Origin of the sequence: Streptomyces sp. NPDC006368, assembly GCF_040612535.1 — a bacterium.
In the GTDB taxonomy this organism is placed as follows: Bacteria; Actinomycetota; Actinomycetes; order Streptomycetales; family Streptomycetaceae; genus Streptomyces.
The window spans coordinates 125935-151973 of sequence record NZ_JBEXQK010000011.1 but is presented as its reverse complement, the minus strand read 5'-3'; the positions used below and the strand labels follow the sequence as shown (position 1 = coordinate 151973).

General features: G+C 73.4%; 22 protein-coding genes, 1 tRNA gene and 1 pseudogene. 15 read left to right on the top strand and 9 right to left on the bottom strand.

Going from position 1 to position 26039, the window contains the following annotated elements:
• Positions 1-120: 120 nt before the first annotated feature.
• Positions 121-1149, bottom strand: a complete 1029-nt coding sequence (locus ABZZ38_RS12165) for a LacI family DNA-binding transcriptional regulator (protein ID WP_356738458.1) — start codon at positions 1147-1149, stop codon at positions 121-123.
• 315 nt (positions 1150-1464) lie between these two features.
• Between ABZZ38_RS12165 and ABZZ38_RS12160 the strand changes: the two genes are divergently transcribed.
• The 5 genes from ABZZ38_RS12160 to ABZZ38_RS12140 all read left to right on the top strand — a co-directional run bounded on the left by ABZZ38_RS12160 (position 1465) and on the right by ABZZ38_RS12140 (position 7326).
• Positions 1465-2829, top strand: coding sequence for an extracellular solute-binding protein (locus ABZZ38_RS12160; RefSeq protein ID WP_356738456.1), 1365 nt, complete (start codon positions 1465-1467; stop codon positions 2827-2829).
• Between the two features lie 127 nt (positions 2830-2956).
• The gene (locus ABZZ38_RS12155; protein WP_356738454.1) at positions 2957-3940 is read left to right on the top strand and encodes a sugar ABC transporter permease; all 984 of its coding nucleotides are present in this window, start codon (positions 2957-2959) and stop codon (positions 3938-3940) included.
• On the top strand, positions 3937-4794 hold the full coding sequence (locus ABZZ38_RS12150; RefSeq protein WP_356738452.1) for a carbohydrate ABC transporter permease: 858 nt from the start codon (positions 3937-3939) through the stop codon (positions 4792-4794). The genes ABZZ38_RS12155 and ABZZ38_RS12150 overlap by 4 nt, the downstream gene beginning before the upstream one ends.
• Positions 4795-4944: 150 nt before the next feature.
• Positions 4945-6387 (top strand): GH1 family beta-glucosidase, encoded by a 1443-nt coding sequence (locus ABZZ38_RS12145; RefSeq protein ID WP_356738450.1) that lies wholly within the window; start codon positions 4945-4947, stop codon positions 6385-6387.
• A gap of 150 nt (positions 6388-6537) precedes the next feature.
• On the top strand, positions 6538-7326 hold the full coding sequence (locus ABZZ38_RS12140) for an alpha/beta fold hydrolase (protein ID WP_356738448.1): 789 nt from the start codon (positions 6538-6540) through the stop codon (positions 7324-7326).
• Positions 7327-7434: 108 nt separating this feature from the next.
• On the opposite strand, the gene ABZZ38_RS12135 is transcribed toward ABZZ38_RS12140, so the two are convergent.
• The 3 genes from ABZZ38_RS12135 to ABZZ38_RS12125 all read right to left on the bottom strand — a co-directional run bounded on the left by ABZZ38_RS12135 (position 7435) and on the right by ABZZ38_RS12125 (position 11170).
• The gene (locus ABZZ38_RS12135) at positions 7435-8925 is read right to left on the bottom strand and encodes a cellulose binding domain-containing protein (protein WP_356738446.1); all 1491 of its coding nucleotides are present in this window, start codon (positions 8923-8925) and stop codon (positions 7435-7437) included.
• A 153-nt stretch (positions 8926-9078) separates the two neighbouring features.
• Positions 9079-10467 (bottom strand): HAMP domain-containing sensor histidine kinase, encoded by a 1389-nt coding sequence (locus ABZZ38_RS12130; protein WP_356738444.1) that lies wholly within the window; start codon positions 10465-10467, stop codon positions 9079-9081.
• 13 nt (positions 10468-10480) lie between these two features.
• On the bottom strand, positions 10481-11170 hold the full coding sequence (locus ABZZ38_RS12125) for a response regulator transcription factor (protein ID WP_356738442.1): 690 nt from the start codon (positions 11168-11170) through the stop codon (positions 10481-10483).
• A 69-nt stretch (positions 11171-11239) separates the two neighbouring features.
• On the opposite strand from ABZZ38_RS12125, the gene ABZZ38_RS12120 reads away from it, so the two are divergent.
• Positions 11240-11818 carry a hypothetical protein gene (locus ABZZ38_RS12120; RefSeq protein ID WP_356738440.1) on the top strand — a complete coding sequence of 193 codons (579 nt, stop codon included), beginning with the start codon at positions 11240-11242 and terminating at the stop codon, positions 11816-11818.
• 25 nt (positions 11819-11843) lie between these two features.
• On the opposite strand, the gene ABZZ38_RS12115 is transcribed toward ABZZ38_RS12120, so the two are convergent.
• From ABZZ38_RS12115 to ABZZ38_RS12105, 3 genes are all read right to left on the bottom strand, one after another.
• Entirely contained in the window at positions 11844-11981 is a 138-nt protein-coding gene (locus ABZZ38_RS12115; protein WP_356738438.1) for a hypothetical protein, read from the bottom strand.
• Between the two features lie 107 nt (positions 11982-12088).
• Positions 12089-12898 (bottom strand): fused MFS/spermidine synthase, encoded by an 810-nt coding sequence (locus ABZZ38_RS12110; protein WP_356738472.1) that lies wholly within the window; start codon positions 12896-12898, stop codon positions 12089-12091.
• Positions 12899-13176: 278 nt separating this feature from the next.
• Complete coding sequence (locus ABZZ38_RS12105; RefSeq protein WP_356738436.1) at positions 13177-13629, bottom strand: hypothetical protein; 453 nt, start codon at positions 13627-13629, stop codon at positions 13177-13179.
• A gap of 249 nt (positions 13630-13878) precedes the next feature.
• Here ABZZ38_RS12105 and ABZZ38_RS12100 point away from each other — a divergent pair, with 249 nt between their 5' ends.
• A complete protein-coding gene (locus ABZZ38_RS12100) occupies positions 13879-15222 on the top strand; it encodes a tetratricopeptide repeat protein (protein ID WP_356738434.1) in 1344 nt (447 codons plus the stop codon).
• A 158-nt stretch (positions 15223-15380) separates the two neighbouring features.
• On the opposite strand, the gene ABZZ38_RS12095 is transcribed toward ABZZ38_RS12100, so the two are convergent.
• Complete coding sequence (locus ABZZ38_RS12095) at positions 15381-15977, bottom strand: histidine phosphatase family protein (RefSeq protein ID WP_356738432.1); 597 nt, start codon at positions 15975-15977, stop codon at positions 15381-15383.
• Between the two features lie 148 nt (positions 15978-16125).
• Here ABZZ38_RS12095 and ABZZ38_RS12090 point away from each other — a divergent pair, with 148 nt between their 5' ends.
• From ABZZ38_RS12090 to ABZZ38_RS12060, 7 genes and pseudogenes are all read left to right on the top strand, one after another.
• A complete protein-coding gene (locus ABZZ38_RS12090) occupies positions 16126-17001 on the top strand; it encodes a phosphatase PAP2 family protein (RefSeq protein WP_356738430.1) in 876 nt (291 codons plus the stop codon).
• Positions 16934-18058, top strand: a complete 1125-nt coding sequence (locus ABZZ38_RS12085; protein ID WP_356738428.1) for a hypothetical protein — start codon at positions 16934-16936, stop codon at positions 18056-18058. The genes ABZZ38_RS12090 and ABZZ38_RS12085 overlap by 68 nt, the downstream gene beginning before the upstream one ends.
• Complete coding sequence (locus ABZZ38_RS12080) at positions 18049-19638, top strand: hypothetical protein (protein ID WP_356738426.1); 1590 nt, start codon at positions 18049-18051, stop codon at positions 19636-19638. The genes ABZZ38_RS12085 and ABZZ38_RS12080 overlap by 10 nt, the downstream gene beginning before the upstream one ends.
• Positions 19639-19676: 38 nt before the next feature.
• Complete coding sequence (locus ABZZ38_RS12075) at positions 19677-20963, top strand: AAA domain-containing protein (protein WP_356738470.1); 1287 nt, start codon at positions 19677-19679, stop codon at positions 20961-20963.
• Positions 20964-21254: 291 nt separating this feature from the next.
• The gene (locus ABZZ38_RS12070; RefSeq protein WP_356738424.1) at positions 21255-21605 is read left to right on the top strand and encodes a hypothetical protein; all 351 of its coding nucleotides are present in this window, start codon (positions 21255-21257) and stop codon (positions 21603-21605) included.
• A 254-nt stretch (positions 21606-21859) separates the two neighbouring features.
• A pseudogene (locus tag ABZZ38_RS12065) lies at positions 21860-22383 on the top strand (bifunctional DNA primase/polymerase).
• Positions 22374-22447 (top strand) — tRNA-Lys (locus ABZZ38_RS12060). Before ABZZ38_RS12065 ends, ABZZ38_RS12060 begins: the two are co-directional and overlap by 10 nt.
• Before the next feature lie 123 nt (positions 22448-22570).
• Here the strand turns inward: ABZZ38_RS12060 and ABZZ38_RS12055 are convergent.
• A complete protein-coding gene (locus ABZZ38_RS12055) occupies positions 22571-23812 on the bottom strand; it encodes a M6 family metalloprotease domain-containing protein (RefSeq protein ID WP_356738422.1) in 1242 nt (413 codons plus the stop codon).
• Positions 23813-24242: 430 nt separating this feature from the next.
• Here ABZZ38_RS12055 and ABZZ38_RS12050 point away from each other — a divergent pair, with 430 nt between their 5' ends.
• Positions 24243-26006 (top strand): EAL domain-containing protein, encoded by a 1764-nt coding sequence (locus ABZZ38_RS12050; protein ID WP_356738420.1) that lies wholly within the window; start codon positions 24243-24245, stop codon positions 26004-26006.
• Positions 26007-26039: the final 33 nt, after the last annotated feature.

Below are 26039 nucleotides of genomic sequence, written 5' to 3'. Positions count from 1 at the left end.
CGGGCGGTCGGCAGCGAGCCGGGCCCCATCCGGGCGGGCAGCGCCGACGGGCGCCGACGGAACGAGGGCGCCACCAGGCTCCGGCCGGGCGGGCGCCGTCGACCGGCCGCCGCCTCGGCGTCACGTCGAGTCGCGCACCACCAGTTCCGTCGGCAGGACCACCTGGCGGGGGTCCGTGCCCGTCCCCGTGATCTCCTGGAGCAGGACGCGGGCCATCCGGCGGCCCATGTCCTCGATCGGCTGGCGCACGCTCGTGAGCGCGGGTTCCATCAGGCGGGCCACCGCCGAGTCGTCCACCCCGACGAGTGCCACGTCGTCCGGGACGCGGCGGCCCGCGTCGCGCAGGACGCCGCGGGCGCCCGCCGCCATGACGTCGGAGGCGGCGAAGACACCGTCCAGGTCCGGGCACCGGTCCAGGAGCGCCCGCATGGCCCGGCGTCCGCCCTCCTCGGTGAAGTCCGCGGTGGCGACGAGCCGTTCGTCCGGGTCGAGGCCCGCCGCCTCGACGCCCTGCCGGTAGCCGTCGAGGCGGCACTGCGCCACGTACATGTCGAGGGGCCCGGTGATGGTGGCGATCCGGCGGCGTCCGCGCTCGGCGAGGTGGCCGACGGCCGAGCGGCCCGCGCCGACGTTGTCGGAGTCGACGTAGGCCCCCGGCTCGGCCTCGGACCGGCGGCCGTTGAGCACGGCGGGCAGCCCCAGCGCCTGGACGAGGTCGGGCAGCGGGTCGTCGCCGTGGACGGAGACCAGCAGGACACCGTCGACGCGCTGTGCGGCGAGGTACTGCTCGAAGCGCTGGCGTTCCTTGCTGGAGCGGATCAGCGTGAGGAGCAGCTGCATGTCGGCGTCCGCCAGTTCGGCGCTGACGCCGCGGATGATGTCGAGGAAGTACGGCTCGGCGAAGAGCCGCGCCTCGGTCTCCGGTATGACGAGGGCGACGGCGTCGGTGCGGGCGCCGGCCAGGGCGCGGGCGGCGCGGTTGGGTACGTACCCGAGCTCGGCGATGGCCTGGCCCACCGCTTCCTTGGCGCGGTCGCTGACGCGCGGGGACCCGTTGATCACCCGGGACACGGTGCCGCGTCCGACTCCCGCTCGGGCCGCGACCTCTTCCAGCGTGGGTCTGCCGGTCTGCCGTCCGCTCACCGCCATCGGCCTCCCATCGAACATCGAACATCGCGCGTGCCGCTCGACCCCGTCGAACGTCGCGCTCGGAGCATCGCGCATCGCGTCGCGCGTGTGTAGTGACCCAGTCAACCTAGAGGGTGCCCCGTGTGCGGCCCTCAGGGGGAGTGCCGTTTCACCCTTACGATCTTGGGAGCGCTCCCACCGTAAGGGAAGTGACCAGCGCGACGCCACTCGGCACCCCCATGGCGGCAGACCGGTTTCGATTTGCGTTCATCTCTTGACACCCACCTCCGCAAGCACAATCGTGGGAGCGCTCCCACAGACGACGAGGAGAGTGGAATGCGCCCCTCCAGTACTTCGCGCGACAGCTCGTCCGGCAGAACGCCCGGCCGCCGCCCCGCGCTCGCGACGGCCGCCGCGCTCGCGGCCTGCGCGGTCCTGATCACCGGCTGCAGCAGCGACGACGGCGGCTCCGGCACCGCCACCGGCGACGAGAAGATCACCCTGCGCATAGGAACCTTCGGTTCCTTCGGTTACGACAACAAGAACGGGGCGAAGCTCTACGCCGAGTACGAGAAGCTCAACCCGAACATCAAGATCGAAGAGTCGAACGTCGCGGACGGCCAGAAGTACTGGGACACGCTGAAGCTGCGCCTCTCCCGCAACAGCGGCCTCGCCGACATCCAGGCCATCGAGGTCGGCTACATCGCCGAGGCGATCGGCCCCACCATGGCGAACAAGTGGGTGGACCTCTCCAAGACCGGTGGCGCGGACACCGCCGCCTTCCTCGACTGGAAGGTCAAGCAGGCGACGACGCCCGACGGCAAGGTCATCGGGCTCGGCACCGACATCGGCCCGATGGCGATCTGCTACAACAAGGACCTCTTCGCCAAGGCCAAGCTGCCCACCGACCGCGCCGCGGTCGCCAAGCTGTGGGCGGGCGACTGGGCGAAGTTCGTCTCCACCGGCGAGACGTACAAGAAGAACGCCCCGGCCGGCACCGCCTTCCACGACTCCGCCAGCGGCCTGTTCAACGCCGTGCTGTCCAGTCAGCCTCAGCAGTACGCCAACACCAAGGGCGAGCTGGACTACGAGAACAGCCCCGGCGTGCGCACGGCGTGGGGCCTCGCCGTGGACGCCGCGGAGAGCGGGATCACCGCCAAGCTGCGGCAGTTCGACGAGAAGGGCACCTGGAACGCCGGCTTCAAGAACTCCAAGTTCGCCACCGTCGCCTGCCCGAGCTGGATGACCGGCATCATCAAGGACCAGGCCGGCCCCCAGAACCAGGGCAAGTGGGACATCGCCGCGCCGCCGGTCGCGGGCAACTGGGGCGGCTCCTTCCTCGCCGTGCCGAAGTCCGGCAAGCACGCGGAGGAGGCCGCCAAGCTGGCCGCCTGGCTGACCGCCCCCGAGCAGCACGCCAAGGTGTTCGCGGTCAACGGCAACATTCCCTCCACCAAGGAGACCCTCGCCTCCGCGGCGGTCCAGGACGCCAGGATCCCGTACTTCGGTGACACCCCCGTCGGCAAGATCTACTCCGACGCCGCGGCCGGCATCACGCCCGCCCCGGTCAGCCGCTACGACGGCCAGGTGAAGACCTTCATCACCGACAACGGCATCCTCGACATCGAGCAGCGCGGCACCTCCCCCGACGCCGCCTGGGAGAACGTCAAGAAGCTGATCGACGACAAGATCGACCAGTAGCGGGGCGCCGGGGGTGCGACCGGCGGGCCGCGCGAGCCCACGCGTGACCCGCCGGCCCCCCGGGGCCGCCCGGCGCTCCCCCGCCGGGCGGCCTCCCCTCCCGTACCGAGTTGGAAGGACGCCCCTCGTGGCCACCTCCGTCCGCCCGGCGGCCGACGGCATCTCGCCGCCCGCACCGCCGCCCTCCTCGACACCGCCGGACCGCGGCAGCCGGCGCAGCAGGCTCTACCGCTGGGACCTCAAGGCGACCCCGTACCTCTTCGTCTCCCCGTTCTTCCTCTGCTTCGCGGCCTTCGGGCTCTTCCCGCTGATCTACACGGGCTGGCTCTCGCTGCACCGGGTGGAGCTCGGCAGTGAGGCCGAGTGGCGCGGCTTCGGCAATTACACGGGGCTGTGGGACAGCGACTTCTTCTGGAACGCGCTGGCCAACACCTTCACCATCGGGGTCATCTCGACCGTCCCGCAGCTGCTGATGGCCCTGGGCCTGGCGCACCTGCTCAACTACAAACTGCGCGGCCGGGGTTTCTTCCGGGTCGCGGTCCTCGCGCCCTACGCCACCTCGATCGCCGCGGCGACCCTGGTGTTCGCGCAGCTCTTCAACAGCGACTACGGGCTCATCAACACCCTGCTCGGCTGGGTCGGTTTCGACCCGGTCGACTGGGAGTCGTCCAAGTGGCCCGCGCAGATCGCGATCTCCGTGATCGTCATCTGGCGGTGGACCGGCTACAACGCGCTGATCTACCTCGCCGCGATGCAGGCCGTCCCCCAGGAGCTGTACGAGGCCGCCGCGCTGGACGGCGCGTCGCGGTGGCGCCAGTTCATCAGCGTGACCATTCCGTCGATCCGTCCGACGATCCTGTTCACCATCGTGGTCTCGACGATCGGCGCCACGCAGCTGTTCGGTGAGCCGATGCTGTTCGGCGGCAGTCTCGGGGTGAGCGGCGGCAGCGGCAACCAGTTCCAGACGCTGAGCCTGCTGATGTACGAGAAGGGCTGGATCACCGGGGCGCTGGGACAGGCGTCCGCCATCGCCTGGGTGATGCTGCTGCTTCTGCTGCTGATCGGCGCGGCCCGGCTGCTCGTCGCCCGCCTCAAGAGGGAGACGGCATGAAGCTGATGAAGATGCGGCAGACGGCGGGGCGGCAGCAGCACGCCGGCCCGCTGACGTACCTCCTGCTGGGCCTCGCGGCCCTCGTCTCGCTCTTCCCGCTGTACTGGAACTTCGTGGCCGCCTCGCACACCGGCTCGCGCGTCGTCGAGGCCCCGGCGCCGCTGCTGCCCGGCCCGCGCCTCTTCGACAACCTCTCCTTCGCCTGGAACCAGGTGGACATGGGTGAGGCGCTGATCAACACCACGATCGTGGCCGGGCTGGTGGCCGTCTCCACCGTGCTGTTCTCGACGCTCGCCGGTTTCGCCTTCGCCAAACTGCCCTTCCGGGGCCGCAACGCGCTGCTGGCGGTGGTGGTGGCGACGATGACGATCCCGCCGCAGCTCAGCGTCATCCCGCTGTACCAGATCATCACCGACCTGGGCTGGGTGGACCAGCTCCAGTCGGTCGTGCTGCCGTCGCTGGTAGCCGCCTTCGGGGTGTTCTTCATGCGCCAGTACCTGCTGGAGGCGCTGCCGCTGGAGCTGGTCGAGGCGGCCCGGGTGGACGGCGCCCACAGTCTGCGGGTCATCTGGCACGTGGTGTTCCCGGTGGCCCGGCCCGCCATGGCGGTGCTGGGCATGCTCGTCTTCGTCCAGGCGTGGAACGACTTCTTCTGGCCGTTCATCGCCCTCACCCCGGACGGCAACCCGACCCTCCAGGTGGCGCTCGCCGGCCTGGGTTCGGGCAACCACACCATCGACCACGCGATCGTGCTGACCGGCGCGCTGATCTCCACCGTGCCGCTGCTGCTGGTGTTCGCGCTGCTCGGCAAGCACATCGTGGGCGGCATCACGTCGGGTGCCGTCAAGAGCTGACGCCCGGCGCCGGGCCGGGCGCCGTGAGAACCGACGCCCGGCGTCACCGCCGGCGTACGCCGTCCGCGCCCTCCCCGCCCTTGTCCCACCCCGCACCGTTCTCCCCCCTTCCTGTCCGCACACCCCTCCACCCCTTGGGAGCGCTCCCATATGACCGCGTCCGATTCCCTGCCGCTCACCGCCACCCGCCAGTTCCCGCCCGGCTTCCTCTGGGGCGCCGCCACCGCCGCGTACCAAATCGAAGGGGCGGCGACAGAGGACGGCCGTACCCCCTCGATCTGGGACACCTTCTCCCGCACCCCGGGCAAGGTGTTCGAGGGCCACACCGGCGACGTGGCGACCGACCACTACCACCGGTTCCGCGACGACGTACGCCTCATGAGCGACCTCGGGCTCAACGCGTACCGTTTCTCGGTCTCCTGGTCGCGCGTCCAGCCGACCGGCCGCGGCCCCGCCGTCCAGAAGGGCCTGGACTTCTACCGCCAGCTCGCCGACGAGCTGCTCGACCACGGCATCGCGCCCACCCTGACGCTCTACCACTGGGACCTCCCCCAGGACCTGGAGGACGCGGGGGGCTGGCCGCTCCGCGCCACCGCCGAGCGCTTCGGCGAGTACGCCGCGCTCCTCGCCGACGCGCTCGGCGACCGCGTCGGCCGCTGGATCACCCTCAACGAGCCGTGGTGCAGTGCCTTCCTCGGCTACGGCTCCGGCGTCCACGCCCCGGGCCGCACCGACCCCGTCGCCGCCCTGCGCGCGGCCCACCACCTCAACCTGGGACACGGCCTGGCCGTACAGGCGCTGCGCGCCGCCCTGCCGTCGCAGGCCGAGGTGTCCGTCTCGCTCAACCTCCACGAGGTGCGCCCGCTGACCTCCGCGGCCGAGGACATCGACGCGGTCCGCAGGATCGACGCGGTCGGCAACCGGATCTGGCTGGGCCCCATGCTCACCGGTGCCTACCCGCGGGACCTGCTGGACGACACCGCCGGGCTCACCGACTGGTCGTTCGTCCGGGACGGCGACCTCGCCGACATCCACCAGCCCCTCGACCTCCTGGGCATCAACTACTACACCCCGACCGTGGTGTCGAAGGTCCGCGACGGCGACACCGTGCCGCGCGCCGACGGCCACGGCGCCAGCGCGTTCTCGCCCTGGCCGGGCGCGGACGACGTCGCCTTCCACCAGCCGCCCGGCGAGCGGACGGCGATGGGCTGGGCCGTCGACCCGACGGGCATGTACGACCTGTTGATGCGCCTGGCCGGCGAGCACCCGGGCCTGCCGCTGATGATCACGGAGAACGGCGCCGCGTACGAGGACGAGTTGGGCGTCGACGGCTCGGTGGACGACCCGGAGCGCATCGCCTATGTGCACGGCCACCTGGAGGCGGTGCACCGCGCGATCACGGACGGCGCGGACGTACGCGGGTACTTCCTGTGGTCACTGATGGACAACTTCGAGTGGGCGTACGGCTACACCAAGCGGTTCGGCGCGGTGCACGTGGACTACGACACGCAGGTGCGTACGCCGAAGTCGAGCGCCCACTGGTACGCCCGGGTGGCCCGCTCGGGCGAACTGCCCGCGCCTGACGCGGTGTAGGACCCCGAGGCCCATGGCCCCCTTTCCGTCAGCGACCGACGCGCGGAAAGGGGGCCATGTCATGTGGAGCAGCCTTTCTGTAATGACCGCTAGATAAGTCTGTTACGGTGATGCCGATTACCTAGCGACCACTACAGATCGGGGGGATCCATGTCGGCTCTCTCGCGCACCACGCGTGGCACCAGCGGACCCGGCCTGCTCCTCGCCCATGGCGCGGGCGGCGGCGTCGCGCCCAACTACGGGCCGATCCTCGACCGCCTCGCCGACGGCCGCCGCGTCGTGGGCGCCGATTACCCGGGTACGGGCGGCACGCCCCGCGCCACACATCCGCTCGAACTGGACGAGCTGGCCGACGCGCTGGTCGCCGCCGCCGACGCCGAGGGCCTGGACCGGTTCGCCGTCGCCGGGTACTCGCTCGGCGGCCCGGTCGCCCTCCGCACCGCCACCCGCCACCCCGGCCGCGTCACCGCCCTGGTCCTCACCGCGCCCTTCGCCCGCGTCGACCACCGGACCCGGCTGGCCGCCGAGGTGTGGCGGGAGCTGTTCGCGAGCGGGCAGCGCGAGCTGATGGGCCGCTTCCTCCTACCGCTCGCCCTCGGTCCGACCGCGCTCGACGCACTGTCGCCCGAGGAGCTTCGGGCGGCGGTCCGCTCCACCGGCGAGACCGCGCCGCCCGGGACGGCCGACCACGTCGACCTGGTGCTCCGCGCCGACGTACGGGCGGACCTGGCGGCAGTCGCCGTACCGACCCTGGTGATTTCCACGACCCGGGACCGCCTCGTACCACCCGCGCTCCACCGCGCCGTCGCGGCCGGCGTCCCGGGCGCGCGCCTGGCCGAACTCCCCACCGGTCACCTGCCGTTCGCCGAGGCCCCGGAGGAGTGGGGCGACCTCATCACCGGGTTCCTCGGCGCGCAGGAAGGCGCGCCGGAACGATGACGGAGGCGCGCCCCGGCCGGGTGGGGGGTGGCCCGGCCGGGGCGCTGGAAGGGAGGCCTGCGGTTACGGTCGCGCGGCCTCCCGGTCTGCGGCCCACCGATAGGCGGCCTACCGGTAGGCGGCGAACGCCTTCGTGAAGGCCAGCGGCTGCTGGAGGATCGAACTGCACGTGGCGTCCGCGTGGTTCACGGCTCCGCCCGCGCACTGCGTGTCGCGGGTGGAGGACCACATCGACAGCCACCCGAGCCCCTTGGACTTCGCGAAGTCCACGAGCTGCGCCGCGTCGTCGACCGTGAAGATCTCGGTGGTGACGTCGTTGACGCCGATCATCGGGGTGACGGCGACCGCCTTCCACGCCGCCGCGTCGGAGAGCCCGAGCACGCCCTTGATCTGCGCCTGCGTCGCGGTCGCGGCCTGGACGGCGTACGTCCCCATGTCGCCGCTGTACGCGGGCCCGTAGTCCATCGCCATGATGTTGACCGCGTCGACGCGCACGCCGTTCTTGCTGGCGTCGACGAGCAGGTCCACACCCGCCTGGGTCAGCCCCTCGGGCATGACGGGCAGCGTGAAGGAGACGTTCAGCCCGGGGTGGGACTTCTGGAGCTGTGCGATGGCCCGCGCCCGGCGGGAATTGGCGGCGGTGTCGGGCAGGGCGGCGCCCTCGATGTCGAAGTCCACCTTCTTGAGCTCGTACCGGTCGACGACCTTGCCGTACGCCGCGGCCAGGTCACCGGCGGTGGCGCAGTTCAGCGCCAGCTCGTGTCCGGCGGCGCCGCCGAACGACACGCGCACGTCGCCGCCCTTGGCGCGCAGCGCGCCGACCTGGGCGGCCACCTTGTCGCTCGCCAGGTCGGTGACGCCGCCCCACAGCGGGGCGCAGGAGCCGCCGGAGGTCACGAAGGCGAGGTTGAACTCCTTCACGCCGGTCCTGGCGGCGGTGTCGAGCAGGTCGTACGCGGGGTACAGGGAGGTGTCGACGTACGGCGCGAAGCGCGCGCCCGTCGCCGTACCGCCCTCGCCGGGGGGCGTGGTGGACGTGGGGGTGGGGGTGGCCGTCTTCGTCGGCGTCGGGGCGGGCGTGGGCTTGGTGGTCGTCGTCGGGGTGGGGGTCGGCTCGGGCTGCTCGGTCGGGCGTCCGCCGGGCCGGGGGGTGGCACCGCTGCCGGCGGAGCACGCGACCTCGTCGATCAGACAGCCGGACGGGTCGCCCACCGTCCCGCCGGCGCTGGTCACGAACCCGACGGTGACCGAAGCGCCGGGCTCCAGCCGCTTGTTCCAGCTCGTGGGCCTCACCGTGACGTGCCGCCCGTCCACGGTGTGCTCACCGTTCCACAGGGACCCGATCGTCGTGCCCGCGGGCAGGTCGAATTCGAGCGTCCAGCCCGTCCGGGCCTTGTCCGTCTCGTTGGTGACGACGTACTGGCCGGTGTAGCCGCCGCTCCAGGAGCTGGTCCTGGTGTACGCGGCGCCGACGGCGGCGGCCTGCGCGGTCCCGGTGAACGCGAACGCCGCGCCGCCGGCGACCGCGGCGGCGAGGACCGCGCCGACCGCCTTGCTCCTGCCGCTCGTCCTGCGCCGGTGCGTGGCTCTGCTGCCCATCGCGTGCCTGCCTCTGCGGTTCCGTGGGGGGTGGGTGGTGCGGGGCAGCACGCTAGCGAGCCCGAAACGGACAAACGGCCGCTTGTGGACGGCCGTTCGCGATCTTAGGGTCCGCTTAAGGAACCCATCGGGACCGATTAATGCCGGCCCGGCCTAATGCTGGGCGCGGCGGCGGCGCACGACACGGTGCCCGCGCCGCTCCGCCGGCTCTCCCGCCCTGTTCAGCCCGATCCAGATACGGACCTCCGTGCCGCCCAGGACGGAGTGCCCGATCCGCACGTCCCCGCCGGTCGACTCGGCGACCCGCCGCACGATGTCGAGCCCCAGCCCCGTCGACCCGTCCCGGCCCCCGCTGTTGCCGCGTGCCAGCGCCGCCCGCGGGTCGGCGATGCCCGGCCCGGCGTCCGAGACGAGGATGATGACGGCGTCCTCGCCGTTGTGGACGTCGACCGAGAAGGCGGTGCCCTCCGGGGTGTGGCGGAAGACGTTGCCGAGCAGCGCGTCGAGCGCGGCGACGAGCTCGGGGCGGGCGACGGGGATGCGTACGGGGTGGTCGATGCCCGCCACCCGCACCTTGCGGCCCTCGTCCTCGGCGAGCGCGGACCAGAAGTCCATCCGCTCGCGCACCACCTCCGAGGCGTCGCACCCGGCCCCCGGGCCGGTGGGCTGCGTCTGCGGCTTGGCCTCCCTGGCCGTACGGATGATGGTGTCGACCTCCCGCTCCAGCTGCTCGACCGCCGCGCGCGTCTGGTCGGCGGCCGGCCCGTCGCCCAGCGAGGCGGCGTTGAGCCGCAGCACGGTCAGCGGGGTGCGCAACCGGTGGGAGAGGTCGGCGGCCAGCTCCCGCTCGTTGGCGAGGAGCTGGACGACCTGGTCGGCCATGGAGTTGAAGGCCACCGCGGCGGACTTCAGCTCCGTGGGCCCCTCTTCGGGGACCCGGGCGCCGAGCCGGCCCTCGCCCAGTTCGTGCGCGGCGCGCGCGAGGCGCTGCGCGGGCCGCACCATGCGGACGCCGAGCCGGTCGGCGACCGCGACGGACCCGACGATCAGCGCGACGCCCACCGCGGCGAGGATGAGCCAGGCGGTGGCCAGGCCGTTGGTGACCTCGCCCTCCGGCACGTACACCTCGATGATCGCGATCCGGCCGGTGCTGATGGCGGTCGGCTGGAGGAGCACGAACCCGCCCGGCACCTCGGTGGTGGAGGCACGCGGTGTCCGCTCGACGGTGGCGAGGTCCTTGGCCGGGGCCCATCCCTTACCGATCCGTACCGCCGCACCCGCCGCGCCCGTCGTGTCCGGGGCGGGGATGTGCACGGCCATCCGCCCGGCGGCGCCCGCCTGGGTGGAGGCGACGGCGCGGTCGAGCTGGCCCCGGTCGGTGGTGATGGACAGCGTGGGGCCGATGGCGGCGGCCTGCCGTTCGGCGTTGGAGATGGCCCTGTCCCGGGCCATCTCCTTGATGACGAGCCCCAGCGGCACCGCGAAGGCCACCACGACCATCACCGTGACGGCCAGCGCCACCTTGACGAGCGCCCATCTCATGCGTGTCGCCCGCTCACAGCGGCGGCTCCAGCTTCACGCCCACGCCCCTGAGGGTGTGCAGATAGCGGGGCTTGGCGGCCGTCTCGCCCAACTTCCGCCGCAGCCACGACAGATGGACGTCGATGGTCTGATCGTCCCCGTACGACTGCTGCCACACCTCGGCGAGCAGCTCTTTGCGCGGGACGACCACGCCCGGACGGCCGGCCAGGAACGCCAGCAGGTCGAACTCGCGGCGCGTGAGGTCCAGCGGTACGCCGTCGAGCTCGGCCTGCCGCCGCAACGGGTCGATGGACAGGCCGCCGACCTGGATGACGCGGGACGGCGGCACATCGCCGGCCGCGGCGCGGGAGCGGCGCAGCACCGCGGCCATCCGCGCGGAGAGGTGCTCCACCGAGAAGGGCTTGGTGAGGTAGTCGTCCGCGCCGTCGTTGAGGAGGCGCACGATCTCCGTCTCGTCGTCCCGCGCGGTCGCGATGATCACCGGTACGTCGGTGATGCCGCGCAGCATCTTGAGCGCCTCCGACCCGTCCAGGTCGGGTAGCCCCAGGTCCAGGATGACCAGGTCGAAGCGGAAATGGGCGACTTCGCGCAGCGCCTCCAGAGCCGTGCCGACGCTCCGTACGGTGTGGGAGGCCTCGGTCAGGTGCCGGATGAGGGCGGAGCGCACGAACTGGTCGTCCTCGACCACGAGCACACTTGCCATGGCCCGCACCGTACGCCATACGGCGGAATGCGGGGGACCGGTATTGACCCCGTGAGGACGTGGTGCACTATGGCCCGGATGCGTAGAGGACTCGTACACGCCCTGGCGTGGTCGCTCGCCACCGGCGCGGCGGTCACCCTGTCGTGGTGGGGTGTGCACACGGTGATGTCGGGCACGGCGTACGACCCGCCGCGCGCCCTGCCGATCACCGCCGACCGCCCGGCGGCACAGGGCGGGGCGGAGCCCCAGGCCTCCTCGACACGGCGCCCCGCGAGCACGCGGACGCCGTCGCCATCGCCGCCGGCCCGTCCGGGGAAGAGCCGGAGCGCACCACCCGCGTCGTCCCCTTCCCCGTCCTCGCCCTCGCCCTCGCGCGAACCGTCCCGCGCCCCGGAGAACAGCCCGTCGGCGAGCGCCCGGCCCACCGGCAGCGTGAAGAGCTACGCGGTCGACGGCGGCCGGGTGGCCTTCGACATCGGCCCCTCCTCCGCCGAACTGGTCTCGGCGACCCCGTCCTCCGGCTGGCAGATGCAGGTGTGGAAGCAGCCGACGTGGATCCGGGTGACGTTCACGAAGGACGGCCGGGAGATCTCGGTCTTCTGCGTCTGGCACGACTCCGCGCCCCGCGTGGAGATCGACGAGCGTTAGGGCGGGCTCACGCGGGAGGACGGACTCACTCGGGCCGGTCGCCGTCGGCCCGGTACGACTTCGTCCAGGTGGCACCGCAGGCGCAGCGGTAGTGCTCGACGAGCTCGCCGCCGTCGGTGACATCCATGCCGTGATGGACGCGGACGTGGACATGATCACCCATGAGGGACCTCATTCCGCCATTGGGGACAATCAGGCGATTTTGCCCCCGTGGCCACCGGGCGGCAACGCGGCGCCCACCATGCGGACAGACCCCGCCGCCCGCTCCGGTCACTCGAACACGGACGCGGGCGGTACGGGTGAGGGCCTGGCGCTGTCGTCGGTGACGACCGGCGCCCCGCCCGCGAAGTCGGCCAGCGTCCGCCCGTGCTCGACCCGCCCCGGATGCGGGTCGGTCGCCACCCGCCGGGTCAGCTCGGCGACCGGCAGCGGTGTGTCCGACGCGAGGAGTACGGCGTTGCCGAAGCGGCGCCCGCGCAGCACGGCCGGGTCCGCGGCGAGCGCGAGCTCCGCGAAGAGGGTGGCGGCGGTGGCGATCTGGCCCCGCACATGGGCCAACGGCGGCCCGTCGGCGAGGTTCGCGGCGTAGTGCCCGCCGGGCGTCAGCACGCGCCGCACCTCGGTGAGGAACTCCGCGCTGGTGAGGTGCGCAGGCGTGCGGGCCCCGCTGAAGACGTCCGCGATGACCAGGTCCGCCCAGCCGTCCCGGACCTTGCCGAGCCCCGCGCGGGCGTCGCCGCCCCGGACGCGTATACGGGCGCCGGGGTCGAGGGGAAGTTCGCGGCGCACCAGCTCGACGAGCGGGGTGTCGAGCTCGACGACCTGCTGGGTGGAGCGGGGCCGGGTCGCGGCGATGTAGCGGGCGAGGGTGAAGGCGCCGCCGCCGAGGTGGAGGACGTTCAGGGGCCGGCCGGGCGGCGCGACGAGGTCGGCGACGTGCCCGAGGCGGCGCTGGTACGCGAAGCTCAGACGTGCCGGGTCGTCGAGGTCGACGTGCGACTGGGGGGCGCCGTCGATGAGGAGCGTCCAGGCGCGGGAACGCTCGCGGTCGGGGACGAGTTCGGCGAGGCCGCCGGCCACGGCCTCGGTGACGGTGTCGGGGACCGCCGCCCGCCCGCGCTGCTTCTGCCTTGCGTTCCTTGCCACCCGCCCATTATCGGGCCGGCCGGGGCACGCGCGTCCGCCGGTGCTCGCCGGCCCCGGCCCCGGCCCCGGCCCCGCTCGCGGCTCCCCGGCGGCCGTCGGGGTTCACCGGCAGGTACCGGGGTGCACGGCAGGTATCGACGTCGACGTTCACCGGCAGGTACCGGGGTGCACGGCAGGTATCGACGTCGACGTTCACCGGCAGGTGCCGGCGGTCACTGGCAGCCGTCGGCGGCTTCGATCAGGCGGGCCGCCTCGCCCAGCGCCTCGCGCAGCACCACCGGGTCGGTGACCGGGCCGACGTCGGCGGGGGGCAGCAGCCAGCCACTGCCGGAGACCGGCGGCTCGTCGTGCTGGGTGCCGGGAATCCGCAGGCCGCGCCCCGACGTCCGCGTACAGGCGCTGCCCGGCATGTCCCATCCGGCGGCGGTGCCGGGCGGCACCAGGAACCCCAGGGTGTCGCGGTGGTCGTCGTGGAGCACCGGCCCGACGGCGGGGGCGCCACCGCGGCGCAGGATGTCGACGGCCTCCAGGCCCTGCCGGGTGGGCACGGTCACCAGATCGCAGGGCTCCCCGTCGCCGGTGGCGGGCGCGTCCGGGGGCGGGGCGCTCGCGCCCCTCGTCGGCCGATGCTGTGCGGTGGTGCCCGGTTCCGTGTGCTGCGCCATGCCGACCTCCAACAAGGGATCCCCTCCTCGCCCGAGTCCCCGTGTGGAGACACGTTCCGTCTCTCCGCGTGGTTCAACGCTTCCGCGCGTCAACGGCTACGGCGGCACACCGCCGCAAAGGATGGCACTTCATGGCGGATCGTGGGTGAGATATCCGGTTTGCAGCCAAACACTGCGTGCGCGACCCGTCACAGCGGGTACGTTCTTTCTCCGCCGGACCAACGGCAGCACGCAGGAGAGGGCTCGGCCATGGCGTCGTCACGGGCAGTTCCCAATCTCGCCTTCCGCCGGCTGCGCGGCCGGCGTTCCCCCGCGGAGTTCGCGGCGGCGGTCCGCAGGGCCGCCCGGGAGATCGGCGAGCAGGTCGCATGCGACGCCCGCTACATCGGGCGCGTGGAGTCGGGCGAGATCCGCTGCCCCAACTACGCGTACGAGCGGGTGTTCCTGCACATGTTCCCCGGCCTCACCCTGGCGGACCTGGGGTTCGTCGCGCGGGAGCACGTACGCGGGCGGGCGGCCCGCGCCGCTGCCGCGCCGGCCGCACCGATCACCATCCGGAACGATGAGGAGAGCGACGTGCTGCGTCGCGCATTCATGACGAGCGGCACCGCCACGGTGGCCGCCGCCTCGCTCGGCCTCGGCGGCGTGCCCGCCGTCGGCTCCGTCCCCGCGCCGCGCAAGGGCTCCACTTTCGGCGAGGCCGAGGTGGAGGCCGTCGAGGACGCGGTACGGCAGATCCGCCTGCTCGACGACCGGTACGGCGCGGACGGGCTGTACCGCAGAGCCGCCGAGCCGCTCCGCACCGCGTACACGCTCCTCGACACGGCGACCCCGGCCCGCCAGTCGACGGCCGACCGGATGCAGGCGGGCGCGGGGGAACTGGCGCTCTCCGTGGGGTGGCTCGCCCATGACTCCGGCCGCCCGGAGGACGCCCGCTCGCACTACGCGGAGGCGCTGGCCACCGCGCGCGTGGCGGGCGACCAGGCCCTGGAGGCGCACGCCTTCTCCAACACGTCCTTCCTCGCCAGGGACGAGGGCCGCTACCGGGAGGCGGTACGGGCCGCCCAGGCCGGCCAGCGGGCGGCCCGCCGGCTCTCCTCCCCGCGCCTGCTGTCGCTGCTGTCCCTGCGGGAGGCGGGCGCGTGGGCCGGCCTCGGCGACCGGGCGGCGTGCGAGGAGGCGCTCGGCCGGGCCCACACCCTCTTCGGCCGGGGGGCGAGCGACACGGACCCGGAGTGGATGTCCTTCTTCGGCGAGCCCGAGCTGGAGGCGCTGGAGGCCCAGTGCTGGTCGGCCCTCGGCGACTGGTCCCGGGCGGCCCGCCACGCCCGCCGCGCCGCGGCTCTCCAGAAGCCCCACTTCACCCGCAACCTCGCCCTTTATCACGCCCAGTTGGCGACGGACCTGGCGCACGCGGACGCCGTCGACGAGGCCGCCGCGGCGGGCCACCGGGCCCTCGACCTCCTGGGTGAGGTCCGTTCCACCCGCATCCGCGCGATGCTGACGGACACGGCCCGCCTCCTGACCCCCCGGCACTCGACCCCGACGGTCGCGGCCTTCCTGGACCGGCGGGCGGCGCTGGGCGAGGCGTGACCACCGGCGGAGCACCACGTGCTCGTCCTCATCGCGCGGAGGAGCGGGAGCTGCTCCCCAGGACGCTCCGGCGGGCAGGGCCCCGCGAGAAGTGAGGGGCCCTCCCCGGCCCGCGACGGGCGGGGAGGGCCCTTTCGCGCCAGGGGGGAACGGGCCCGTCAGCTCTCCAGGTGACCCGTGTCGTTCCAGCGTTCGATCGCCGGGGCGCCGTAGGCCCAGCCGAGGGCCGAGAGGCTCGTCGGGTCGAGGCGGATGCGGGCGGCGAAGGAGACGTCCTCGCCGAGCCAGCGGGCGCCGATCGAGCGGAGGATGTGGCCGTGGGCGAAGACCAGCACATCGCGGTCGGCGGAGCGGGCCCACTCCACGACCTCGTCCGCGCGGGCCGAGAGCTGGGCCAGGGTCTCCCCCTCGGGGACGCCGTCGCGCCAGATGAACCAGTCCGGGCGGGTCGCCTTGATCTCGGCCGGGGTCATGCCCTCGTACGCGCCGTAGTCCCACTCCATGAGCGTGTCCCACCGCTCGGCGCGGTCGCCGAAGCCGGCCAGTTCGCAGGTCTCACGCGCGCGTGCCAGCGGGCTCGTGCGGATCTCGACGCCTTCCAGGCCGTCCCACGGACCCCGGTGCAGCCGTTCGCCCAGTAGTTTCGCGCCCCGGCGGCCCTCGTCGAGGAGCGGTATGTCCGTCCTGCCGGTGTGCTTTCCCAGCAGCGACCACTCGGTCTGGCCGTGCCGGGCGAGCAGGATGCGCGGTGCCATGGGCTCTCCCTGTGGGTTCACAAAAGGTGCCCGTCCATCATCCCGTACGTGAACTTCGACCCAACGGGCAGGCAACCCGGGCCACGATCTTCGCGTCCATGACAGCGGGTCGGCCTCGGCCACAGGAGCACACAGGGGGAGCGTCCGGATGCCGTACACCGCCACGACCCACCGGCCCCGCTGGTGGGCCGAGCTTCTGCTGATCGCGGTGGTGTACGCCGCCTACTCCGGCGGCCGGCTGCTGGCCCGCGGGGACGTGACGACGGCCGTCGAGCACGGGCTGACCATCCTGCGCTGGGAGAAGGCCCTCCGCCTGAACGCCGAGCACCCCCTCAACCGGCTGTTCACCGACACCCCGGCACTCGGCATACCCGCCGACTTCGCGTACGCCACGCTGCACTACCTGGTGACCCCGGTGGTCCTGGTCTGGCTCTTCCGCCGCCGGCCGGCGCGGTACCGGGCCGCCCGTACCTGGCTCATGGTCTCCACGCTGCTCGGGCTCGTCGGCTTCACCCTGCTGCCCACCTGCCCGCCCCGGCTGCTGGATGCCGGGCAGGGCTTCGTCGACACGATGGCGCAGTACAGCGCGTACGGCTGGTGGGGCGGCGCGGCGAGCGCCCCGCGCGGGCTCGGCGCCATGACCAACCAGTACGCGGCGATGCCGAGCCTGCACGTCGGCTGGGCGCTGTGGTGCGGGGTGATGCTGTGGCGGTACGGGCGCACGTCGCTGCTGAAGGCGCTCGGGGTGGCCTACCCGCTGGTGACGGTGGTCGTCGTCATGGGCACGGCCAACCACTACTTCCTGGACGCGGTCGCGGGGTGCGCGGTGATGGGCGCCGGGCTGGTGCTGGCGGGGCCCGCGGCGCGGGGCGCGGACCGGCTGCGGAAACGTTTGGGCACGGGTGAGGTCATGGGTCCGTCCCCGATTGTCAGTGGCGGATGCGAGACTTCCGCGGGTGAGCGAATCCCTGGGCAGCGGACCGCTTCGGCGTCCGCAGACGACACTCCGGCACCGGCTCGCTGAGCTGCGCGGTCCGACCGCCGCGCCGCATCCGCTGGATGCCCGCGCGCTGGCCGCGCTGGCCGCCAACCCCGGCTGCCGGCGCCGCGCGCTGCTGGACGGCGCCGGGGTCGACAAGGCCGCGCTGGCGACCGCGCTCGGGTCGCCCTCGGGTTTCGGGCAGTCGCAGTTCGCGTTCATGAGGGGCAACGCCTTCGAGGCCAAGGTGAAGGCCGACGGCGGGGTGGAGCTGATGCGGCTGCTGGGCGTGGCCGAGCCGGAGGACGTGCGGGTGCCGGACCTGTCCGCGGCGGGCCCCGAGGGGCGCGCGGCGCGGACGGCGCTGGCGCTGCGCGAGGCGACGGGGGCCGGGGCGTGGTCGCTGCTGGACCACCCGATGCTCGCCCTGGAGGTCGCCGGATCGCCGGCGTATCTGGAGCCGGACGCGGTCGTGGTGCGGCCCGACGGGCGCTGGACGGTCGTCGAGATCAAGTCCTTCCCGATGATCGACGGATCGGCGGACGCGGCGAAGGTGGGCGCGGCGGCCCGCCAGGCCGCCGTGTACGTGCTGGCGCTGGAGCGGGTGGCGGCCCTGACGGACGGCGCCGAGGTCGCCCACTCGGTGCTGCTGGTGTGCCCCAAGGACTTCTCCAACCAGCCGACCGGGTCGGTCGTCGACGTACGCAAGCAGCTGTCGGTGACGCGGCGGCAGCTGGCCCGGCTGACGCGGGTCGAGGACATCGCGGCGGCCCTGCCCGAGACGCTCACCTTCGACGTGGAGGCGTGCTCGGCGGAGCAGCTGGCGGCGGCGGTGGACGCGGTTCCGCACGCGTACGCGCCGGAGTGCCTGGCCGCGTGCGAGCTGGCGTTCCACTGCCGCGACCGGGCCCGGGAGGCGGGCGCGGTGGAGGCGCTGGGGCGATCGGTCCGCGGTGAGCTGGGCGGGCTGACGACGGTCGGCGACGTGCTGGCGGCGGCGCGCGGCGAGGCGGGCGACCCGGACGACCCTGCGGTGGCCGCGCTGCGGCGGGCGGCGGCGCTGCGGGCCGAGTCCCTGGGGGCGGTGGGGGCATGTCGTTGATCTCGACGCTCGCCCGGCTGGAGGCCGTCGAGTCCGGGCGGGCCCAGCCGCTCGCCACGGTGCGGCACCGGCATCTGTCGGAGCGGCCCCTGGTGCTCGTACCGCTGACGACCGCGGGTGAGGCGGGTGCGCCGCTCGGGGCGCTGGTCGGGACCGACCCCGAGGAGCCCCGGCTGCTCGTCGTGCCGCAGCCGCGCGACCGGGACCTGCGGTTCGCGTTCCTGGCGGAGCTGGCGGAGGTGGTCATCCCGTACCTCGACGGGTACGCCGACGACATCGAGCCGGCCGAGCGGAGCGAGGCCGATCCGGAGACGGGCAAGAAGGTCACGGTGGAGGTCGAGCTGTGCGCGGACGCCCCGCAGCTGATCGTGCCGAGCCGCGCGGGCATCGAGTACGTACGGCTGCTGGGGCGGTCGATGCGGTTCCGGCGCACCGCCGAGCAGGACCCGGAGACGCCGTTCCCGGCGCCGCCGCGCGTGCCGCTGCTGGGGCGGTGGCTGACCCACTACGGCGAGCGGGCCCGGGTGCCGGGCTCGTCGCTGCTGCTGGCGGCGACGGACCTGCTGAACCGGCACTGGGCGACCGGCCAGTCGTCGCTGGAGGACCAGCACCTGGGGGCGCTGCTCGCCTGGATCGACACCGGGGAGGGCGTCCCGGGGGCGGAAGCGGCTCTGCGCGCGGAGCTCGCGCGGGACCGGGACGGGCAGCTGCTGTGCCCGCCGGCCGGTCCGGCGACCGATCCGGCGTTCGACAACCGGCTGCTGGCGCCCGCGATCGAGCGGTACGACCGGGCCCGGCAGGCGCTGGCGGCGGCGGAGGACGGCGAGGCGGCCGACGAGCGGCTCGGCGAGCTGCACCGGGCCGAGCGGGAGGTCCGGCGGCTGATCCTCACGCAGCTGCGGCCCACGTGGCACGCCGTCTGGCGGGCGATCGAGCTGCTGCGGGAGCTGCCGCCGGGCGCCCGGGTGGCGGACCGGTGGACCCGGGACCGCTGGTCGTTCACCGGGCACCGGGACCGGGTGCGGGCCGGTGAACCGCCGCAGCCGCGGCGGGACGACGCCGTGACGGCGGCGCGGAAGCTGGCCGCGCGGGAGGCCGCCCAGGCGCAGCTGGAGGCGCAGGAGGCGCTGGACGACCCGCTGGTGCTGGCGGGGCGGCGGCTGGCGGGTGAGGCGTTCGTGGCCGAGGTGGTGGACGTCACCATGGCCTGGTCGGAGTCGAAGCGGCCGGCGCCGCGGCCGTTGCTGACCGTGCGGACGGACGACCGGCCGCACCTGGGCGACCGGGCGAAGGTGTACCGCTCGCTGAACGGCAAGCCGCAGAGCGCGGAGTTCGTACGGTACGAGGAGGACGGGACGGTGGTGCTGCGCGTGCTGGACCGGATGGGGCGCGGCAAGGAGCCGGTCGAGGGGTCGGTGCCGGAGAAGGGCGACCGGCCGGCCTGGACGCTGTTCGAGCACGACCAGCGGGTGGGGCCGAAGCTGCCGGACCCGGAGGAGACGCCGTGGACGCACGGCGGGCCGCCACGGGTGGACGCGGTGGAAATGCCCGACGCCGTGACCCCGGAGGACCTGCTGTGACGTTCGATCCTTCCGCCGAGGCGGCCCGGGCCACCCGGATGATCCTCGACGACACGCTGCACGGCGACGCGCGGGGTGTCGTCGTCGACTCGCCGCCGGGCGCGGGCAAGTCGACGCTCGTCGTGCGCGCCGCGCTGGAGCTCGCGCGCGCGGGGCGACCGCTCATGGTGGTCGCCCAGACCAACGCGCAGGTCGACGACCTGGTGCTGCGGCTCGCCGAGAAGGAGCCCGAGCTGCCGGTGGGGAGGTTGCACAGCAACGACTCCGACCCGTACGACAAGGCGCTCGACGACCTCGGGAACGTACGGAAGTCGGCGAAGGCGGCTGATCTCGCCGGGCTCGACGTGGTGATCTCGACGGCCGCGAAGTGGGCGCACGTGAAGGGCGTCGAGCCGTGGGGGCACGCGATCGTCGACGAGGCGTACCAGATGCGGTCGGACGCGCTGCTGACGGTCGCGGGGCTCTTCGAGCGGGCGCTGTTCGTGGGCGACCCGGGGCAGCTGGACCCGTTCTCGGTGGTCGGCGCCGAGCAGTGGGCGGGGCTGTCGTACGACCCGTCGGCGAGCGCCGTCTCCACCCTGCTCGCGCACAACCCCGACCTGCCGCAGCACCGGCTGCCGGTCTCCTGGCGGCTCCCGGCCTCCGCCGCGCCGCTCGTCTCGGACGCGTTCTACCCGTACACGCCGTTCCGCAGCGGTACCGGGCCGGGCGAGCGGCGGCTGTCGTTCGGGGTGCCGTCCGACGGGTCGGGGCCGGACCGGGTGCTGGACGAGGCGGCCGAGTCGGGGTGGGGCCTGCTGGAGCTGCCCGCCCGGAACACGCCGCGCACGGACCCCGAGGCGGTACGGGCGGTGGCGCTGGTGGTGCGCCGGCTGCTGGACCGGGGCGGGGCGGCCGTCTCGGAGCGGTCGGACGTCCCCGTGCCGCTCGGCCCCGACCGGATCGCGGTGGGGACGGCCCACCGCGACCAGGCGGCGGCCGTGCGGGCGGCGCTGACGGAGCTGGGCGTGTCCGGGGTGACGGTCGACACGGCGAACCGGCTGCAGGGCCGGGAGTACGACGTGACGGTCGTCCTCCACCCGCTGTCGGGCCGCCCGGACGCGACGGCGTTCCACCTGGAGACGGGCCGGCTGTGCGTGCTGGCCTCACGGCACCGGCACGCGTGCGTCGTGGTGTGCCGGGCGGGTGTGACGGACCTGCTGGACGAGCACCCCTCGACGGAGCCGGTGCAACTGGGCGTCACGGTGAAGTTCCCCGACGGCTGGGAGGCGAACCACGCGGTGCTGTCGCACCTGTCGGAACACCGGGTGAGCTGGTCGCCGTAAGGCGGTGGCTCTCTCCCCCTCCGAAACCGGGTCTCCGTGCGGAGGGGGTGCGGGGCCGGCGCCCCACGCCCCGGCGACAGCTCGCGCCGCAAGGCCCGGGTTCCGGGCGGAATCCGGGGAAGGGCATTCCCCGAGGGGCTGCTCAAGCGGGGGCCGGGCATCGGGGCGGGAGCGCTTACGGGGCGCGCAGGGGGAGTTCGGGGCCGTCCGTGCCCGCGGGGTTGCGGAGGGCGGGACAATGGAGCTGGCCACCGGAGGGGTGGGGCCGGGGAGCAGTTGGAGGAGATGGACATGGCGGAGACCGAGCGGAGCGAGCAGCGGCGGCTGAGGCCGGCGCCTCTGCTCTTCGAGCCTGCGGAGGCCGCCGCCGATCCGGAGCACTTCTTCGACCTGGAGTCGATGGACGATCCCCGGGAGCTGCTGGCGCGGTCCACCGAGCTCGCGCTGGCGTTCCGGGCGGCGACCGACCGGGCCGTGGAGTTCCAGGCCATCGCCGCCGCGCAGCTCGCCGATCCGGGGCGGTTCGACCGGCTCACCACCGCGGACATCGCTCAGCGGGCGGAGTGGACCGAGGACTACGCGCAGCGGATGGTCGAGTTCGGGCGGGACCTGCTGCGCGACGGCGAGCGGGGCGACCACTAGCACGGGGCGACCGCGCGGCGCGGGAACACCGCGGGCACGGAATCACCGCGGGCACGGGGGCCACCGTCCGCACGGGGGCCACCGCCGGCAGGCACGGGATCACCACGGGCAGGCACGGGGGCACCGCCGACACGGTGGCAATCGCCTGTCGGCATATGCCGGGTGGGCGAACGATACTCCGGCCGCGGGGCCGCTGTCCGGGATTTCGACAACTCTCGGAGACGTCACCGTCACGGCCTGTACATGTGGTCGCCATGAACGTATCCCACGTGACCCCGGCCGGCGCCGACTGGCTCGCGTCTGCCGCCCCGTATCCGCGCGCCACGCTCGATCGCTGGGTCGAGCGGCCGACCGCCACCGCCGCCCTGCCGTGCGGAGTGGTCTTCGACGTCGTGAGCGTGCAGGCGGTCTTCGGGCGCCGGATGCTCGACCGGCTGTGGGAGGAGGGCCCGGGCTCGGGCCCGGTCGCCGTCCACCGGGGGCGCATGCTGCTGTTCGCCGCGCCCGGCACCGCCCAGCGGTTACCGGCCCTGCTGCGCTGGGAGCAGTGGGGCGAGGGCGTACCGCCGCTGCTGTGCCATGGCGCGGGGGACGCGGTGACCGTGCCCCCGCCGGCCCGGGAAACCGGTACCGACGGGCCGCGCTGGGTCGTCGCCCCGGACTCCCGGCATCCCTGGCTGCCGGGTCCGGAGGTGCTGCTGTGGGCGGTGCGGCGTTATCGATTTTTCCTCGCCCCGAACAGGGTGCTAAGGTCTACGACGTCAGCAGGCGCCGCTAGCTCAGTTGGTTAGAGCAGCTGACTCTTAATCAGCGGGTCCGGGGTTCGAGTCCCTGGCGGCGCACAGACGGGAAAAGCCCCTCGCGGAAGCGGGGGGCTTTTTCGCGCTCTTCATGTCCCCCGTGCCTCACATGCCGCACGTGCCTGCCTCACGTGGCTCACGTGGCCCACGTGGCCCACGTGCTCTTCACTTGGTCGTGATCTTCACGGTCCACGCGCCCGTCCAGGTCCGTTCCACCACGTGCACCCGCGTCTCCTCGCCCGGCACGGTGAAGGTCTCCCCCACGTCCAGCGGCGCGTCGGCCAGCGGCGGGTACACCGAGCGGTCCCAGCAGGCGCCGGACCGTGGATGGGTGTCCACCACCTCGACCGGTCCCCCGCCGGACGCCTCCTCGCCCCGTACGCGGTAGATCAGCACGCCCTCGGTGCAGGTGCCCCGGTCGTTCCCGGTGGCGCCCCGCGCCTCGATCGCCAGCGCGGTGTGCCGGCCGGTCCTGACGACCGCCAGCCGGGTGCCGACCGACACACCCCGCTGCGGCGCCTCGCCGAGCGGCTCCAGGGTGAGCAGGGTCGTGCCGCCCGCTCCGACGCAGCGCACCTGGTGCCCGTCCAGCCAGCCCAGCTTCCACTTGTGCCAGCCGAAGAGCTCCGGCGCCATCGCGAACTGGCTGCCCATGACGTCCCAGTCACCCACATGGGTGTCCCAGTCGCCCTTTCCGTCCGTCGGGCGGCGGTAGAGGTCCGGCAGGTCGAAGACGTGTCCGGTCTCGTGCGCCAGGACGTTGCGGTCCGGCGGGTGCCGTTCGAAGACCGTGACGACACGCCGGAGGTCCTTGCCGTCCACGCGCAGTGGGCGTTCCAGGTTGACGACCTTCGTCGCGTCGGAGTCCACGCCCGGGGCGTCGGGGTCGGCGACCAGGTAGACGATGTCGTACCGGGAGAAGTCGATGAACGGGTCGGCCGCGGCGACGGCGTCGCGCAGATAGGCCGCGCGCTGCTCCGGCGCCCAGTCGCGCCGTATGGCGTACGCCGTGGAGTCCCGCGGCATCGGGAGCCACTCGCGCCGCAGGTGCGGGCGGAGGGTGAACCTGCCGTACGACGCCTGCTCGAAGAACCGGCTGGTGGCCGGGAAGTAGTCGGCGGCGATCTCGTCGGGCCGGGCCAGCGGCGGGGCGTCCGGGAACGACAGGAAGACCATGACCGCGTCGAGGGAGCGCACGGGGCGCGGGTAGGCGGAGTTCCACGTGTCGAGGCCCAGCGAGTGGTGCGCGGCGGTGCGGGGCAGGGCGCAGGGCCCGGCCTCGGGCGCGGCGGACGCGGGGCCAGCCACGAGGCCGGTCGCGGCGAGCGCCAGGAGAGAGAAGATGCCCGCGGCGGCGGAGCGCAGGCGTGCGCGGTCCACTCCCTCGGGTGTCTGCTGACTCTCCACGTCGACCTCCGGGTGCGGTTGCGGGACGTCTCACCACCCTGTGCGGATATGTGGTCATACGTCCTGTTCCGCTGCCCCACTTGGGTGAGTGGGTCGATTTCACAGACAGTCACAACCGATCACGCCGGGACCGGTGTCCGTCACACCCCTGCCAGACCCGTGCAGAAACGATCGTCCGGGCGGGGAAGGTCGGGCACCTCACACCCTCCGCACGCGTCTCGCACAGTGGCGACGCTGGAACGGCCGCCGCGACAACCTCTATGATCGGCACACTTTCGATGGCTGACCATTCCGACCACATCTGTGCGTCACAACTGCCCTGCGGGAGCGAGCGGTGAGCGGAACCTCCAGCGGAACCCCCGAAGGACCGGGAACTGCGGCAGTCTCACCGACCGACACCACCCCCCATCCGGTCACGGAGAGTCACGGTGTGGGTGGGTCGGGCGAGAGCGAACTCCGCGACTACCACGCCGCGTTCAACGCCGCCCATCTGGCCATGGCCGTCATCGACCCGGAAGGTCTCATCGTCACGGCCAACGACGCCCTCGCCGCGCTCCTCGGCACCGACACCGCCTCCCTGCGCGAGCAGCCCGCCGCCGACCTCGTCGACCTCGCGTCCGACAGCCGCACCTGGCACGCGTACCGCGAGGTACTGCGCGGCCGGCGCTCCCGCTTCCGCTGCACCCGCCGCCTCAAGCACCCCGACGGACGCTCGCTGTGGGCCGAGGTCACCGTCGCGCCCGTACCGCGCAGCCGCGGCGTGCTGCTGTCCATCGCCGACATCAGCGACCGGCGCGAGCTTCAGGCGCGGCTGCGCCACCTCCAGATGCACGATCCGGTGACGCGGCTGCCCAACCGCACGCTGTTCTTCGAGCGGCTCGCCTCGGCGCTGGAGAACGCCTCGTACGAGTCCTCCGACCCGTACGACTGCTTCGGCCATGGCGGATCAGGGCGGATCGGTCTCTGCTACCTGGACCTGGACGGCTTCAAGGCCGTCAACGACACGCTCGGGCACCGGGTCGGCGACCGGCTGCTGGCCGCCGTCGCCTCCCGGCTCACCGAGTGCGCGGACAGCGACGGTTACACCCGCAGCGGTGGCCACCTCGTCGCCCGCCTCGGCGGGGACGAGTTCGCGATCCTGGTCGAGGACTCGACGGGTACGGAACAGCTGGCCGACCTCGCGGGGGCCGTACTGGCCGCCGTCCAGCGGCCGTTCGACCTGGCCGGGCAGCGACTGTCGGTGTCGGCGTCGATCGGGGTCGTCGAGCGCGCCGCGGCCGGCACCACCGTCACCGGCCTGATGCAGGCCGCCGACACCACGCTGTACTGGGCGAAGGCCGACGGCAAGGCCCGCTGGACGCTCTTCGACCCCGAGCGCAACGCCCACCGGATGACGAGGCAGTCGCTCTCCTCCACGCTGCGCCCGGCCGTCGAGCGGGGCGAGTTCGCGCTGGAGTACCAGCCGCTGGTGGGGATGGCCGACGGGACGGTGCGGGGCGTGGAGGCGCTGGTGCGCTGGAACCACCCGCAGTTCGGCTCACTGGCGCCGAATCGGTTCATCGGGATCGCCGAAGAGGACGGCTCCATCGTCCAGTTGGGGCGGTGGGTGCTGCGTACGGCGTGCCGCCAGGCCCGGCAGTGGCAGAAGGACCACCCGCGCGAGCGACCGCTCTTCGTCAGCGTCAACGTCGCCGTACGCCAGGTGTGGGACTCCGACCTCGTCGCGGACGTCGCCGAGATCCTGACCGAGACGGGGCTCGCGCCGCACCTGTTGCAGCTGGAGCTGACGGAGTCCGCGGTCATGGGCTCGGCCGGACGGCCGCTGCAGGCCCTGCAGTCGCTCAGCGACATGGGCGTGCGGATCGCCATCGACGACTTCGGCACCGGCTACTCGAACCTGGCGTACCTGAGCCGGCTGCCCGTCTCCGTGCTGAAGCTGGACGGCTCGTTCGTACGCGGCTTCCAGGACGAGGAGCATCCGAACCCGGCCGACGAGGTGATCGTAGAGGCGCTGGTGCAGCTCGCGCACCGGCTGGGGCTGACGGTGACCGCCGAGTGCGTGGAGACCTCGGGGCAGGCGGCGCGGCTGCGGCGGATCGGCTGCGACACCGGGCAGGGGTGGCTGTACTCGCGCGCGGTGACCCCGGACCGGATCGACGCCCTGATCGGGGTGAACGCGCCCGCGCGGTCGTGAAACCGCCCCTGCCCGGGAGGTGTTCGCCGGGCA

Excerpts from the sequence above, each read along its gene's own strand:
- ABZZ38_RS12070 (WP_356738424.1), top strand. The coding sequence starts at position 21,255 with ATGGCGGAGACCGAGCGGAGCGAGCAGCGGCGGCTGAGGCCGGCGCCT.
- ABZZ38_RS12145 (WP_356738450.1), top strand. The coding sequence starts at position 4,945 with ATGACCGCGTCCGATTCCCTGCCGCTCACCGCCACCCGCCAGTTCCCG.
- ABZZ38_RS12165 (WP_356738458.1), bottom strand. The coding sequence starts at position 1,149 with ATGGCGGTGAGCGGACGGCAGACCGGCAGACCCACGCTGGAAGAGGTC.
- ABZZ38_RS12080 (WP_356738426.1), top strand. The coding sequence starts at position 18,049 with ATGTCGTTGATCTCGACGCTCGCCCGGCTGGAGGCCGTCGAGTCCGGG.
- ABZZ38_RS12135 (WP_356738446.1), bottom strand. The coding sequence starts at position 8,925 with ATGGGCAGCAGAGCCACGCACCGGCGCAGGACGAGCGGCAGGAGCAAG.
- ABZZ38_RS12105 (WP_356738436.1), bottom strand. The coding sequence starts at position 13,629 with ATGGCGCAGCACACGGAACCGGGCACCACCGCACAGCATCGGCCGACG.
- ABZZ38_RS12160 (WP_356738456.1), top strand. The coding sequence starts at position 1,465 with ATGCGCCCCTCCAGTACTTCGCGCGACAGCTCGTCCGGCAGAACGCCC.
- ABZZ38_RS12095 (WP_356738432.1), bottom strand. The coding sequence starts at position 15,977 with ATGGCACCGCGCATCCTGCTCGCCCGGCACGGCCAGACCGAGTGGTCG.
- ABZZ38_RS12090 (WP_356738430.1), top strand. The coding sequence starts at position 16,126 with ATGCCGTACACCGCCACGACCCACCGGCCCCGCTGGTGGGCCGAGCTT.
- ABZZ38_RS12125 (WP_356738442.1), bottom strand. The coding sequence starts at position 11,170 with ATGGCAAGTGTGCTCGTGGTCGAGGACGACCAGTTCGTGCGCTCCGCC.
- ABZZ38_RS12100 (WP_356738434.1), top strand. The coding sequence starts at position 13,879 with ATGGCGTCGTCACGGGCAGTTCCCAATCTCGCCTTCCGCCGGCTGCGC.
- ABZZ38_RS12120 (WP_356738440.1), top strand. The coding sequence starts at position 11,240 with ATGGCCCGGATGCGTAGAGGACTCGTACACGCCCTGGCGTGGTCGCTC.
- ABZZ38_RS12140 (WP_356738448.1), top strand. The coding sequence starts at position 6,538 with ATGTCGGCTCTCTCGCGCACCACGCGTGGCACCAGCGGACCCGGCCTG.
- ABZZ38_RS12150 (WP_356738452.1), top strand. The coding sequence starts at position 3,937 with ATGAAGCTGATGAAGATGCGGCAGACGGCGGGGCGGCAGCAGCACGCC.
- ABZZ38_RS12075 (WP_356738470.1), top strand. The coding sequence starts at position 19,677 with ATGATCCTCGACGACACGCTGCACGGCGACGCGCGGGGTGTCGTCGTC.
- ABZZ38_RS12130 (WP_356738444.1), bottom strand. The coding sequence starts at position 10,467 with ATGAGATGGGCGCTCGTCAAGGTGGCGCTGGCCGTCACGGTGATGGTC.
- ABZZ38_RS12115 (WP_356738438.1), bottom strand. The coding sequence starts at position 11,981 with ATGGGTGATCATGTCCACGTCCGCGTCCATCACGGCATGGATGTCACC.